The sequence below is a fragment of the Pelosinus sp. UFO1 genome, from assembly GCF_000725345.1.
Classification (GTDB): Bacteria; Bacillota; Negativicutes; order DSM-13327; family DSM-13327; genus Pelosinus.
Genome location: NZ_CP008852.1, coordinates 2823451 through 2838081, shown reverse-complemented (window position 1 = coordinate 2838081; position 14631 = coordinate 2823451). Strand labels below are relative to the sequence as shown.

Annotated in this window: 14 protein-coding genes; all 14 read left to right on the top strand. The window is 39.0% G+C overall.

Going from position 1 to position 14631, the window contains the following annotated elements:
* The first annotated feature begins 18 nt into the window (after window positions 1–18).
* Window positions 19–1587, top strand: a complete 1569-nt coding sequence (locus UFO1_RS13515; RefSeq protein ID WP_038671577.1) for a TCP-1/cpn60 chaperonin family protein — start codon at window positions 19–21, stop codon at window positions 1585–1587.
* A gap of 27 nt (window positions 1588–1614) precedes the next feature.
* Window positions 1615–2175 (top strand): nucleotide exchange factor GrpE, encoded by a 561-nt coding sequence (gene grpE, locus UFO1_RS13510; protein WP_038671576.1) that lies wholly within the window; start codon window positions 1615–1617, stop codon window positions 2173–2175.
* A 63-nt stretch (window positions 2176–2238) separates the two neighbouring features.
* Window positions 2239–4065: a molecular chaperone DnaK gene (gene dnaK / locus UFO1_RS13505; RefSeq protein WP_038671574.1), complete on the top strand. Its 1827-nt coding sequence runs from the start codon at window positions 2239–2241 to the stop codon at window positions 4063–4065.
* Window positions 4066–4247: 182 nt separating this feature from the next.
* The gene (dnaJ, locus tag UFO1_RS13500; RefSeq protein WP_038671572.1) at window positions 4248–5384 is read left to right on the top strand and encodes a molecular chaperone DnaJ; all 1137 of its coding nucleotides are present in this window, start codon (window positions 4248–4250) and stop codon (window positions 5382–5384) included.
* A gap of 141 nt (window positions 5385–5525) precedes the next feature.
* Window positions 5526–6464, top strand: coding sequence for a 50S ribosomal protein L11 methyltransferase (gene prmA / locus UFO1_RS13495; RefSeq protein ID WP_038671570.1), 939 nt, complete (start codon window positions 5526–5528; stop codon window positions 6462–6464).
* A gap of 1 nt (window position 6465) precedes the next feature.
* The gene (locus UFO1_RS13490; RefSeq protein ID WP_038671568.1) at window positions 6466–7200 is read left to right on the top strand and encodes a 16S rRNA (uracil(1498)-N(3))-methyltransferase; all 735 of its coding nucleotides are present in this window, start codon (window positions 6466–6468) and stop codon (window positions 7198–7200) included.
* Between the two features lie 2 nt (window positions 7201–7202).
* Window positions 7203–8510, top strand: a complete 1308-nt coding sequence (mtaB, locus tag UFO1_RS13485; RefSeq protein WP_038671567.1) for a tRNA (N(6)-L-threonylcarbamoyladenosine(37)-C(2))-methylthiotransferase MtaB — start codon at window positions 7203–7205, stop codon at window positions 8508–8510.
* A gap of 152 nt (window positions 8511–8662) precedes the next feature.
* The gene (locus UFO1_RS13480; RefSeq protein WP_038671564.1) at window positions 8663–9010 is read left to right on the top strand and encodes a histidine triad nucleotide-binding protein; all 348 of its coding nucleotides are present in this window, start codon (window positions 8663–8665) and stop codon (window positions 9008–9010) included.
* 94 nt (window positions 9011–9104) lie between these two features.
* Complete coding sequence (gene rpsU, locus UFO1_RS13475) at window positions 9105–9278, top strand: 30S ribosomal protein S21 (RefSeq protein ID WP_007936555.1); 174 nt, start codon at window positions 9105–9107, stop codon at window positions 9276–9278.
* Window positions 9279–9309: 31 nt separating this feature from the next.
* On the top strand, window positions 9310–9762 hold the full coding sequence (locus tag UFO1_RS13470; RefSeq protein ID WP_038671561.1) for a GatB/YqeY domain-containing protein: 453 nt from the start codon (window positions 9310–9312) through the stop codon (window positions 9760–9762).
* Window positions 9763–10216: 454 nt separating this feature from the next.
* Window positions 10217–11497 carry a nodulation protein NfeD gene (locus tag UFO1_RS13465; protein WP_051789113.1) on the top strand — a complete coding sequence of 427 codons (1281 nt, stop codon included), beginning with the start codon at window positions 10217–10219 and terminating at the stop codon, window positions 11495–11497.
* 27 nt (window positions 11498–11524) lie between these two features.
* Window positions 11525–12532 (top strand): flotillin-like protein FloA, encoded by a 1008-nt coding sequence (floA, locus tag UFO1_RS13460; protein WP_038675190.1) that lies wholly within the window; start codon window positions 11525–11527, stop codon window positions 12530–12532.
* An 8-nt stretch (window positions 12533–12540) separates the two neighbouring features.
* Window positions 12541–12885, top strand: a complete 345-nt coding sequence (locus UFO1_RS13455) for a hypothetical protein (RefSeq protein ID WP_038671557.1) — start codon at window positions 12541–12543, stop codon at window positions 12883–12885.
* A 191-nt stretch (window positions 12886–13076) separates the two neighbouring features.
* Entirely contained in the window at window positions 13077–14600 is a 1524-nt protein-coding gene (locus UFO1_RS13450) for an ATP-binding protein (RefSeq protein ID WP_038671556.1), read from the top strand.
* Window positions 14601–14631: the final 31 nt, after the last annotated feature.

Genomic DNA, 14631 nt, shown 5'->3' with positions numbered 1-14631 from the left:
AATTGGGAGGAACCAGGAATGAAGCTAAATAAAGCTGGCAATGGTTCTGAAGCGGATGAACGGCTGGCAGCACTTATGACAAATGCCAATGCGATTCGTGTTGTAACGGCAGCTGTTGAGGGAACAATTGGCCCTAAGGGGCTCGATACTATGCTGCTTGGTTCTTTTGGTGAAGTGATTATTACAAATGATGGTGTTACCATTCTAGAAAAAATGGATGTAGATCATCCTGCCGCTAAGATGCTGATTAATATAGCTAGAGCCCAGCAAGCTGAAGTAGGAGATGGTACAACGACGGCTACGATTATGGCTGGTGGCTTGGTGGGAGAAGGGGTAAACCAAGTAGTAAGAGGTGTACCTATTGCCCGAGTTATTGAAGGTATTAAGTACGGTATTGCTCTAGCATTAGAAGGAATAAAACAACGGGCCCATCAAATTCATGACTTACATGATCCTGTGTTACTTAATATTGCCATGATTGCTGGGCGTGAATATAAAGATATTGCTGAACTAGTGATTCGAGCTGCAGGCCTTATAGGAATTGAAAAATTATGCGAAAATAATTTTAAATTAGCAGACATTATCCTATCTCAAGAAGGTGCTGAGAACGAAGTATTCATGGGTGTTATTATTGATAAGAAACGAATGACTACAGAGATGCCCCTAGAAGTAAGTCAGGCAAAAGTGTTAGTTATTGATGATGCTTTAGAACCTGAAGAAATAGGGGATGAAGCCCTGCGTACCGAATCTGGTTTTAAACGTTATCTTGAGCTGCAAAATGAATTTAAAAATAATATACATAAAATTGTGGAGCTTGGCGTTAAGGTCGTTTTGGTAGACAGAGGTGTTCATGATATTGCTGAGGAAATACTTACAGATTCTGGCGTTTTGGTGATTCAGCGAGTGGCTGCGGAGGAATTACGACGTGCCGCTGAACATGTAGGGGCCCGAATGATAAAACGCACAGGTCTTAAAAAAGAGTGTACCGATATCGCTGGTTATTTAGGCGTAGCAGCAAGGGTATATGAGGATGAAAAGTTAAAACATATTCGTATTTTAGGTGGCGCTGGTAAGCCAATGGCGACAATTTTGGTAGGTGCTGCAACAGAAGAAGTTGTAGGAGAGAGACAACGTATTGCCAAAGATGCAGCTTCTAGTGTGCAAGCTGCCATTAAAGGTGGTTATGTTCCTGGTGGTGGCTCCATTGAGGTTGCCATTAGCCGTGAGATCAATGCCTCACGGGAGGCAGTAAAAGGTATGGCGGCATATGGCGTTGATTGTGTCACCCAAGCTTTACGTAGGCCCTTAGCACAAATCGTAGAAAATGCTGGTTACAACCCGCTAGAAAAAGTAGAAGAGGTTATTGCCGCCCATGCAAAGCAGAAAAAAGACTCCTTGGGTATAGATTGTGATACTGGGGAAATCATTAATATGCTGGACATTGGAGTCGTGGATCCAGCAACTGTGAAACTACATGCAGTTAAAGCAGCTGGTGAAGTGGCAGTAGCTATTTTGCGTATAGATACGATTATTAAGAAAAAAGAAGAGAACAGCAGCAAAACAGCTAATCTTGGTGGCAAAAATTAAAATAAACAATGGAATTTTATATATGGGGTGATATATTTGAGTGAAACAAAAGAAAAGTTAGAACAGGAAATTGAAGATAACGCTACAACATCGGAACCGACGGTAGAAGTGATAGAAGAAGCCGATGGCACTTCATTAGAGGCAGAACTTCTTGGTAAAGATCGCCTTTTAGAAGAAGCCAATGATCGTTATAAGCGATTACAGGCTGATTTTGATAATTTTCGGCGACGGACTCGTCAAGAAAAGGAAGAGTTATCAAATATTGTGGCGCAGAATGTTATCTTAGAGTTGTTGCCAGTGCTTGATAACTTTGAACGTGCCTTAGGCAGTGTTGCTACTCAGGATGCGGATAAGATGCTTTCTGGAGTAGAGATGATTTATCGTCAATTGGCACAAGTCTTAGAAAAAAGTGGCTTGACAACAGTAGAGGCAGTTGGTAAGGGTTTTGATCCTCAGCAGCATGAAGCTGTTATGAGAGTAGAGGATGCTGAACAACCAGATGGTACTATTGTCGAAGAATTGCAAAAGGGCTACGCTGTACGAGGTAAAGTAATAAGACCTAGTATGGTAAAAGTAGTAAGTAATTAGAAGTTACTTAATAGAAACTTCATTTAAAAAATAAATTTTACATATTTCAAGGAGGAATACACAATGGCAAAAGTAATTGGTATAGATCTTGGTACAACAAATTCATGTGTAGCAGTAATGGAAGGTGGAGAACCTGTTGTTATTGCAAATGCTGAAGGAAATAGAATTACCCCTTCTGTAGTGGGTTTTTCAAAGACAGATGAACGTTTAGTTGGTCAATTAGCAAAACGTCAAGCTGTATCTAATCCAGAACGCACAATCAGCTCGATTAAAAGACATATGGGGACTGACCATAAAGTAAAAATTGATGATAAATCATATACCCCACAAGAAATTTCCGCGATGATTTTACAAAAATTAAAGGCTGATGCAGAAGCTTATTTAGGTCAAACGATAACACAAGCTGTTATTACCGTACCTGCCTACTATAATGACAGTCAACGTCAAGCAACAAAAGATGCTGGAACGATTGCTGGTTTAGAAGTGTTACGTATTATTAATGAACCAACAGCCGCAGCGTTAGCCTACGGTATTGATAAAGGAAACGACCATACTATACTTGTTTTTGACTTGGGTGGTGGTACGTTTGACGTATCTATCTTAGAACTTGGTGAAGGTGTATTCGAAGTAAAAGCTACAAATGGTAATAACCGTTTAGGTGGGGATGACTTTGATGAACGCGTTATGAAATGGTTAGTTGCTGAGTTCAAAAAGGAAAATGGTATTGATTTATCAAAAGACCGTATGGCAGAACAACGTCTGCGTGAAGCTGCTGAAAAAGCCAAAATTGAACTTTCTGGTGTGTTAACAACGAATATTAATTTACCATTTATTACAGCAGACCAAACTGGCCCTAAACATTTAGAAGTAAACTTAACAAGAGCTAAATTTGATGAGTTAACTGCTGATCTAGTAGAATCAACTATGGGGCCAACTCGTCAAGCTATGAGTGATGCTGGATTGTCTCCTAAAGATATTGAAAAAGTAATTTTGGTGGGTGGTTCTACTCGTATTCCTGCAGTACAAGAAGCAATTAAAAGCTTCTTAGGTAAAGAGCCTCATCGTGGTGTAAATCCTGATGAGTGTGTAGCTGTAGGTGCTGCAATTCAAGCAGGTGTATTAGTAGGTGAAGTAAAAGATGTATTATTACTTGACGTTACTCCATTGTCCTTAGGGATTGAAACGCTAGGTGGCGTATTCACTAAAATAATTGAGCGTAACACTACGATTCCTACATCAAAGAGCCAAGTATTCTCTACTGCCGCTGATAACCAACCATCTGTAGATATTCATGTTCTACAAGGGGAAAGAGAAATGGCGTCCTATAATAAAACGTTAGGTCGTTTTGAACTAAAAGAAATTCCACCAGCACAACGTGGTGTACCACGCATCGAAGTTTCTTTTGATATTGATGCCAATGGTATTGTACATGTATCTGCCAAGGATTTGGGGACTGGCAAAGAACAAAAAATTACCATTACCTCTTCAGGTGGTATGAGCAAAGATGATATTGAACGCATGGTAAAAGAAGCAGAGGCGCACGCAGCAGAAGATAAAACTCGTAAGGAAGAAGTAGAAGTTCGCAATAATGCTGATTCTTTAGTTTATCAGGCTGAAAAAACCATTAAAGATATGGGCGATAAAGTAGAAGATAAAGAATTGCTAGCAAAAGTACAAAAGGCAGCGGATACATTGAAAGAAAGCCTTAAAGGTACGGATACAGAAAAAATTAAAGCAGATACAGAAGAATTAACAAAACCATTATATGAAATGACCTCTGCCGTTTATAATAAGGAACAAGAAGCTGCAGGGCAACAAGCACCTGAGACCGGCAAGGATGAAAAAGTAGTGGACGCTGAGTACAAAGTTGTTGATGAAGACAAGAAATAGGTACTAGCTGGCATAAGAAAAATCACTGATATTTGGCAGGGATAGGTTGCTTTCCCTGCCAAATACTATATAATTGATAGCGGTAATAACTATAAAACACACTGACACGATTGTGACATCGTGTTTTTGTGGTTCAATTGTTTTTTATAGTTATAACTAAAAAGTTTTTAGGATGGTGTAATGTGAGTAAACGCGACTACTATGAAGTATTAGGCGTAAGTAAAGGTGCGTCTGATGATGAAATAAAAAAGGGTTTTCGTAAGATGGCCCGTAAGTACCATCCTGACGTAAATCGTGATAATACTAAAGAAGCGGAAGAACAATTTAAAGAAGTAAATGAAGCATATGAAGTTTTATCAAATAGTGAGCGTCGGGCGCAATATGATCAATTTGGTCACGCTGCTTTTGAAGGCGGTGCCGGTGGTGGTGGTGGCGGCTTTGGTGGCTTTGGCGGCGGCGGTGGATTTAACGATATTTTTGACATGTTTTTTGGTGGACAGTCTGGTTTTGGTGGACGTCAACCAGGGCCTGAAAAAGGATCTGACCTTAGGTATGACATGGAAATTACTTTTGAACAAGCTGCTTTTGGGGTAGAAACAGAAATACAGATTCCAAGAACAGAAGATTGTAAAAATTGTAGCGGGTCAGGTGCTGCACCTGGAACTCATGCTGAAACTTGTGGTCAGTGTAAAGGCACCGGTCAAATTCAAGTGGCCCAAAACACACCTTTTGGCCGTATGATAAATACTAGGGTGTGTGACCGTTGTCATGGAGAAGGTAAAATTGTTCAAACGCCATGTAAAGAGTGTCATGGACAAGGTAAAACTCGTGTAAAACGCAAAATTAAAGTCAAAATTCCAGCTGGTGTAGATAATGGTTCAAGACTTAGAGTTAGTCATGAAGGGGAAGCTGGACTACGTGGAGGGCCTCCTGGTGACTTGTATGTTTATATTTTTGTAAAATCTCACAAACTGTTTACACGGGAAGGTAGTGAAGTGATCTGCGAAGTTCCGATCAGCTTCGTTCAGGCTACATTAGGGGATGAAATTGAAGTTCCAACACTGGATGGCAAAGTGAAACTGAAAATTACCGAAGGAACTCAATCAGGCACTATTTTCCGCTTACGAGAAAAAGGGATTCCTCATTTAAGAGGAAATGGTCGTGGTGATCAGCATGTCAGGGTCAAAGTAGTCACACCACAAAAATTAAATGAAAAACAACGAGAACTTTTACAAGAATTTGGGAAAGCTAGTGGTGAGAATATTAATCCTGAGCAAAAGAATTTTTTCAAAAAAGTGAAGGATGTATTTGGGGTATAAGAAATAAATAAACTACCAATATACATAATTTTTGTATATTGGTAGTTTATAATAGGCTATGGAGATATTGCCATGTCCGGAAATTAAACGTTTTTTCGGGTAGGATATTTCCTTGATAGAAGAGGAAAAGGGGCGATTGGTATGAAATGGGCTGAAATAAGTATTCAGACTACACACGAGGCTGCCGAAACGGTGGCCAATATTTTTCATGAATTAGGTTCAAGTGGTGTGGTCATTGAAGATCCTGAACTTGTGAATTCATACCTAACATCAGGTGTATGGGATTATTCTGATATTGAGCAAGAAAGTAATACAGAAGTTGTAACCGTTAAAGCGTATTTGCCTGTTGATGACCAATTAGATGAAAAGTTGCGTAATTTTGAAGAGGAATTTCAGCAGATTTCCTCTCGTGGTATGGATAAAGGAATAGGGGACATGCAGTGCCGTGAAGTACAGGAAGAAGACTGGGCATCCTCATGGAAAGAGTTCTTTCATCCTATAAAAGTGGGTCAATATATTGTAATAAAACCATCTTGGGAAGAGTATAAAGCCGCCTCTGATGATCTAGTGATCGAATTGGACCCAGGTATGGCTTTTGGTACAGGTACTCATCAGACGACTGCAATGTGCTGTCGTGCCTTAGAAGAAGTTGTTAAACCTGGGTGTCTTGTTTTTGATGTGGGGACAGGTTCAGGTATTTTATCCATAGCCGCGGCTAAGTTAGGTGCTGCTAGTGTGCAAGCCGTGGATTTAGACAGTGTTGCCGTTAGAGTAGCTGCAGAAAATGTTGCAATTAATCAAGTCGAACATGTTGTAAAAGTAGCCCAAGGAGACTTGTTGACAGGCGTCACCGGTAAAGCTGATATTGTAATTGCCAATATTATTGCAGATGTAGTTATCAAATTAATTGCTGATATTCCAGCACGTTTAAAAGAAAATGGTATTTTTATTGCCAGCGGTATTATTAGTGAGCGATTAAGTGATGTTGCTGCTGTCATGTTAGAGCATAATTTACTCGTTGATAAAGTGATTGAAGAAGGTGGCTGGGTGGCGGTCATAGCCCGTAAGGGAGGCTGTTAAGGTGCGTCGCTTTTTTCTTGCTACGCCATTAGCTGCAGAAATGTTCATACATGGTCAGGATGCTCATCATATTTGTCGAGTGCTTCGCCTACAAGTTGGTGACAAGATCATAGTGGTAGCTCCTGATGGATTGTCTGGTACTGCCGTAATACAAGAACTTGCTTCTGAACAAGTAAAACTACTGCTCCAAGAAGGAATCGTAGAACAAAAGGAAGCACCTGTAAATGTTTACTTAGCTCAGGGATTGCCAAAGAGTGATAAGATGGATTACATTGTGCAAAAGGCCGTAGAGCTTGGAGTAAAAGCGGTATATCCAATACAGATGGAACACTCTGTTGTCCAGTATGATCCTGCTAAGAAACTTTCTCGCCGAGAAAGGTGGCAAAAGCTTTCCGTAGAAGCAGCAAAGCAATGTGGTCGTACCATCGTGCCGACTGTGGAGCCTATTCAGGGTTTAGCGGATCTTTTTGCCAGCCTTCCTTCCGATGTTGCTATCATTATGTTATATGAAGGAAGAACATTGCAAGGCTTAAAGCAAGCATTGATGGAGAAACCCGCTGCTTCCTACCTTTTGTTGGTTGGACCCGAAGGTGGTTTTAGTGCTAAAGAGGTTGCTCAGTGTCAAGAACAAGGTGCTTCGATTGTTACGTTAGGACCACGTATTTTGCGCACTGAGACAGCATCATTAGCGGGAGTGGCAATGATTATGTATGAGTATGGTGATTTGGGGGGTTAATTGTGCCACGAGTTGCATTTACTACCTTAGGATGTAAAGTAAATCAATTTGAAACAGAGGTAATGGAAGGGCTTTTTAAACAACGAGGTTATGAAATTCTTCCTTTTGATCAAGTTGCTGACGTTTATGTGATTAATACTTGTTCCGTTACCCATTTGGGTGAGAAAAAATCTAGACAAATTATCCGCAGAGCGATACGCCTTAATGACAAGGCTGTAGTGGCTGTGGCTGGTTGTTATGCTCAAGTATCTCCAGAAGAGATTGAAGCCATCGAAGGTGTGAAAGTAATTGTCGGTACCCAAGATCGGCATCGCATTGTAGATTTGGTGGAGAAAGCTGCTAGTTCCATTTCTCCAGTTAATGTAGTGAAAAATATTATGAATGCAGAGCATTTTGAAGATATCCCATTATTTGATACACCAGGTCGTACAAGGGCTTTTTTGAAAATTCAAGAAGGTTGTACTAATTTTTGTACGTATTGTATTATTCCCTATGCTCGTGGACCGTTAAGGTCCCGTCCATTAGAGAGTATTATTACCGAGAGTGAAAAATTAATTGGGGCAGGTTTTAAGGAAATTGTCTTAACTGGTATTCATCTAGGCGCCTATGGCCGTGGTATGGAGGGTAATATTACATTAGTGGATGCAGTAAAGGCAGTGCTTAGTAGGGATGGCCTTACTCGGCTTCGCCTAGGATCTTTAGAGTCTATTGAAATATCCGATGAGCTGATTACCATTATGCAGCAAGACGATAGATTATGTGATCACTTACATTTGCCTTTGCAAGCTGGCGATGATACAATTCTTAAGGCTATGAACCGGCATTATACCCTGGCTGAATATCGACAACTTATTAATAATATTAAGATGTCAATTCCGAGTATTGGGATATCAACAGACATTATTGTTGGTTTTCCAGGAGAAACAAGAGAAATGTTTGAGAATGCTTTACAGTTTGTAGAGAAAATGAATTTCTCACGAATGCATATTTTCCCTTATTCTCGTCGCAGTGGTACGCCAGCAGCTGAATTTAGTGAACAGATAAGTGAAGACGAAAAAAAATATCGAGTAAACAAAATGCAGGAATTAGCAGACCGAAAAGCTGTAGAATTTCAGGAGCAATTCTTAAATAAACAATTGGATGTTTTATTCGAGATAGAAAATCAAAAAGATTCTGCAATAATTGACGGATTAACTGGTAATTATATTAGGGTATATGTTAATGGAAATAAAAATATGCAAGGCAAAATCTACAAAGTTTTATTGCTAAAAACGTATCAGGATGGCCTGTGGGGTGAAATAGTACAGTAACTTTTTTGAAATTTATTTATTTTATAGCAGGATATCTGCAAAAAAGGCAGAATCATTTTATAGGATTAGATACATATAAACAAAGTATACTATCCTATTAGTGTTTCAGACGTGCTACTTCAGAGTGAACAGAAGAAGGGAGGTGTTGTAGTATGCCACAGGAATGTATTTTTTGCAAAATTGCGGCCAATGAGATACCTGTAACGGCAATATACGAGGATGAACATATGATTGTTTTTCCTGATATTAATCCCGTTGCTCCTGTCCATGTGTTAGTAATTCCCAAAAAGCATATTGCTAATCTTCTAGAACTGGCGTCTGAAGATGTTTCACTAATGGGTCATATCTTATCAACCATACCAAAGATTGCGTCTAAATTAGGAATAGATGAAGATGGATTCCGTTTGGTCGTAAATACGAAGGAGAATGGTGGACAAACGGTTCATCATTTGCACTGGCACTTGTTAGGTGGTAGAGCAATGACTTGGCCACCAGGTTGATATTGACAATGCTTACCTTTATCGTGTATAATTTCTAGGTGTATGTAGAAGAAATACACTTCCCATATCGGTCCAGTGGAGGGAGGGATATCAGATGTCAGAAGTTAAAGTTGGAAAAAATGAAACAATTGATAGTGCACTCCGCAGATTTAAACGTACTTGTCAAAAAGCCGGCACTCTTGCTGAAATAAGGAAGCGCGAACATTATGAAAAACCTAGCGTAAAGCGCAAGAAAAAATCCGAAGCAGCGCGTAAACGTAAGTTTTAGTTAGGATTTTCCAAGTTTCGGAGGTTTTTATATGTCTTTGAAAGAAAGATTGACAGAAGATATGAAGCAGGCCATGAAGAGCAAAGAGGCAGGTAAGTTGCACCTTTCTGTTATACGTATGGTACGTGCTAACATAAAGAATGTCGAGATTGACAGTAAACAAGAGCTTTCTGATGATGGGGTTTTAGATGTTGTAGCCAAGGAAGTAAAAATGCGTCGAGATTCAATTGAAGAGTTCAAAAAAGGTAATCGCCCAGATTTGGTTGAAAACCTTGAACAAGAGGTTGCTATCTTGATGAATTACTTGCCGGAACAACTAAGTGAAGCTGAAGTTCGCACTTTAGTGGAGCAGGCTGTAGTGGAAGCCAAAGCCGTTAGCCCTAAAGATATGGGTAAAGTGATGGCTGTACTTATGCCGAAAGTTAAGGGACGTGCTGATGGAAAGTTAGTCAATACCATTGTACGTGAGTTGCTAAATCAATGAGTTAATCCGGTACTTATTTTAAATAAGTACCGGATTTTAATTTTATAAGATCTATAAAATTAAAAAAAATAAGACAAGCTTAAAGCTTGTCTTATTTTGATGTAGTTAAGTGAAGCATAATTTAGTAATTTTATCGAGTGTGAAAATATCTATGTTTGAAAAGAAGCTAATGCAGATAGTAGAATGATTGCTGTTTGCTATTTGTTATAATTATTACTAAAGAGAAGCTATATGTTTTGCAAAGTTTAACTAGAAAAATTATAATAAATCTTAGTAAGATAGTTTAAATATATAGTATGAATGTTACAACATATAATACAAATGTAGAGTATAATTAAAGTATAATTTATGTCACTTAATACTTACAATTAGACATTAACATACAAGCTTCGACAAGTCAAGAGGTTTGTCGAAAAAATAAGTAATAAATTTGGAGGTGGTTTGAGTGAAACGTATGCTAATAAAAATTATGTTAAGTATGTTTTTGGGAATTTTATTTTATGGCTGTTATCCACTAGTGGCTGGGGCGCAGCCAGTCGTTGTTATACAGATAAAAGGGGAGATTGATAGTAGTCAAGTTGCTCTAGTACACCGTGCAATGGCTGAAGCTGAAAGTCTCGACGCCAAGGCGATCATGATTGAAATTGATACTTTTGGTGGTTTAGTTGATTCTGCTGTTAAGATTCGTGATATGATAAGCCAGACACCGATTGAGACTATTTGTTATATAAAAAATAGGGCCTGGTCAGCGGGGGCACTGATTGCTATTTCTCATAAACATATTGCGATCGCGCCCGGGGGGAGTATTGGTGCCGCAGAGCCAATACCGACAACCGAAAAAACGGTTGCTGCTCTAAAAGCCGAGTTTGCTGCTACTGCCAATAAAAGTGGTCGTAATGTTAAGGTAGCAGAAGCTATGGTTGATAAAACTGTTGGTTTTCCTGGTTATGCGGAGCCAGGACAGATTTTAGCTCTGACAGATTACCAGGCGAAAGAAGTTGGTTATGCTGATTTTATAGCCGCCGATAGGGAGGAGATTTTGTCATATTATGGGTTAGCAGAGAATGAAAGAAGGGAATATCAGATTGGCTGGTCCGAAAGATTTGCAGGTTGGTTATCGGATCCTACAGTAAAGTCACTCTTGCTATCTGTAATATTTTTGGCTGTATTTACGGAAATTAAAACAGCAGGATTGGGGGTAGCAGCCTTTACTGGTCTAGTAGCCGCACTACTATTCTTTGGCAGCCAGTGGTTGACGGGCCTTGCTGGATGGCTTGAACTTATTTTGTTCATCAGTGGAATCTTACTTATTTTAATAGAATTATTTGTGCCTGGTTTTGGTTTTTGGGGTATTAGCGGTGCGAGCTGTATTTTAGTTAGTCTTTTTCTTACTCTAGGAGGGAATGGAGCGGCTCTAGCCACATTATCAATGAGTTTAATTGTAGCGATCATTATATTTCTTGTAGTACTTAAATATTTGCCAACAAGTAAATTATGGACCAAATTGACGCTTGCGGATGTAGAGACAAAGGAGCATGGTTTTAGCAGCAGTGCGGATTATACTAGCTATATCGGGAAAGAAGGTGTAGTTATAACGTTACTAAGGCCTGCTGGTATGGTTGATATCGAAGGTGTTCACCTAGATGTTATTTCGGAAGGCCAGTATATTGAACCAGGAGTTCGGGTAAAGGTGGTGAGTAGTAACGGTAGCAGAATTCTTGTGAGACGTGTCTAAATAAAGGAGGAAATTAATATGTTAAACATGATTAGTATGATTGGTCCCTTATTTCTAGTGCTATTGGTTGTTATTGGTATTAGTATATTTTTACATTTTGTCCCCCTTGGATTATGGATTTCAGCCATTGCTGCAGGGGTGAGAGTTGGTATTATCACTTTGGTTGGTATGCGGCTTAGGCGTGTACCTCCAGCAAATATCGTTTTGCCGCTAATTAAGGCGAACAAAGCGGGACTCGACGTGAATGTTAATCAATTAGAAGCTCATTATTTAGCTGGTGGTAATGTAGACCGTGTAGTTGATGCTTTAATTGCTGCCCATCGGGCTGAAATTCCCTTACCTTTTGCACGAGCTGCCGCTATTGATTTGGCAGGAAGAAATGTTTTGGAAGCCGTGCAAATGAGTGTTAATCCTAAAGTCATTGAGACACCAGTAGTTGCGGCTGTAGCAAAAAATGGTATTGAGCTAAAGGTTAAGGCACGAGTGACAGTGCGAGCCAATATTGATCGCTTAGTTGGCGGTGCTGGGGAGGCCACTGTTTTAGCTAGAGTAGGTGAGGGGATCATTACGACTGTTGGCTCATCACAAGATCATAAAGACGTATTAGCTAACCCAGATCATATTTCACGCACTGTATTAGCAAAAGGGCTTGATGCAGGTACCGCTTTTGAAATATTATCCATTGATATTGCTGATGTGGACGTAGGACGTAATATTGGCGCTGAATTATTGACCGACCAAGCAGAGGCGGAAAAGCGAATTGCACAAGCGAAAGCGGAAGAACGTAGGGCTATGGCTGTTGCCAATGAACAAGAAATGAAAGCATATACTCAGGAAATGCAGGCCAAGGTGGTAGAAGCGCAAGCTCAAATTCCTCACGCACTTTCTGTAGCATTAACAGAAGGCCGTATTGGGGTTATGGATTATTATAATATGAACAATATTATGGCAGATACTCAAATGCGTGAAACAATTAGTAAGTCTGGACCTGCAATACCTCCTTCTTCAAATAAAATTGAAGAACCTAGGAAATAGGTGATACTATGGATAATATATTACCTTTAGCATTAATTGCGGCTATGTACTTAATTCCTCCCCTATGGCGGCATTACATAAAGTCAAAAAAAGTAAGCAAGGTATCTGTGGAACAAGTTTTACCTCCTATGGAGAATGATTATGAAGAAAGTTTGCTGATAGATACAACTCATGCACATAGTTCTCAAATATCCTCTAATGTAACTGATAAAAATGAGCTTGTAAATATAGAGAAAGAATTATCCCCTTGGGAAGGAAAGTTAAGTGAGAGTGTGATCCAAAATGGTGTGATTTTTGCCGAAATATTACAACCTCCACGGGCGTATCGGCCATTTAAAGGAAAATTTAAATAAGTCTGAACAATAAAGATAAAAAATTAGTGATTTGAAATAGAACGAAAATAACAGGGTAAATAACCCTGTTATTTTTTTTGTTTTTTAGCACAACATAAGTAATAATAAATAAATTATCTATACATGGAATGAGGGATTATTAAAAAAGTACTGGAATTGCCAACTTAATAAAATAAAGGGAGGCGTAATCTATGGAAACAGAGTATAAAGGAAGATTAACCTACGCAAAGGGGACATCAATAGAATTCGTTGTTGCGCCAAATCAAGATGTTGATTTTGGTGATATTTTAGTAGTAGAAGGTACAAATAAGGATAAATTCTATATTCGGGCCTATGACTTTAAAGTCAAGTCTCGTTGGTCAGGCTTAAATGGCGTTGGTTATTTAATGAGCAAATTGGATGAAAATGGACAAGTTGAAAATCAAGAAGAACTAGATTTCTATATGGGAGGCAATCATACAGTCAAAATAGGCCTAGCTGAGCAGCTATGCTATGTGAATGATAAAGGACAATTATTAAATCCAAAAACATGCCCAGACTTCTTTTGTCAGATACGCACATTGAATTCAGAAGATACAAGTCTCTTATCTGAAATAAAAGGCGACTTGGAAATAGGATACTTAAAGAGTGGCCGAGGGGTATTAAATATGCCCGTAGGTATTTATGGATCAAAAGCCATTACAGAGCATATTGGAATATTTGGTACCACTGGATCAGGTAAAAGTAATGTTGTTAAAGTATTAGCCAGTTCGGTAATTGATAGTGGTAATTATGGTCTTTTGATTTTTGATGTGCATAATGAGTATTACAAAGATTTATCTTCCCATCCGGCTTCGAAGGACCGTTTATGCGTTTACCATACAGATGTAAAAGAGTATGGTAAAACAATTACAGTTAATTTTTCAGAAGTTGGTCCAGAAGATATTACTGCGTGTGCGACTTTTACCGAACCACAACTTGATGCGATCTATAAACTTTCATCGGTTTGGCAAGATGATTGGATGCGTTATGTGCTTAAGTACGACGCGAAGGATATTATTGATGAGGTAGCTGGTTGTACGGGACAAAAATTTCATCCTAGAACCATTGGAAAAATTAAAAGTATTTGCTGGAATTTAGAGCAGGAGCTTCATGTAAATGAGCAAGAAGCTACTGTAGTAGCTGACATCATCTCCCAATTAGAGCAAGGGAAGGTTGTTCTTGTTGAGTTAAAAAATGTCTCAGCCGTAGGCGAACAAGCCTTATCTACCTTGCTATCTAAAAAGTTATTAACAAATTACGCAAGCAAGACAGACTTGGAACGTAGTTTGATAAAACCAGTACTAATTGTTTTAGAAGAAGCTCATAGATTCCTAGGTAAGAAAGAGAATAGTAGTAACAATGTATTTTCGCGTTTGGTTAGCGAAGCACGAAAGTTTAATTTAGGAATGTGTATAGTGGATCAGCAACCTCGGTTGTTGGCTGATAAGGTGTTGTCTCAACTAAATACCTTATTTATCCTTGGCTTAGCATCTAAGGCGGATCGAAGCAAGTTAGAAGCTATGTGTCGGAAAGATATTTTGCAACAACGCAATGAAATAAAGAACTTAGATTGTGGTGAAATGATAGTTGCAACAAATTACATGCGTTTTGCAGCTCCTGTAAAGGTTCACAAATTTGAAGATTTCTTACAACAGAGAGAGATTGATTATACATCACCTATTTCAGTTGTCTAAAAGACGTGGAATTTTCTCCACGTCTTTTTTG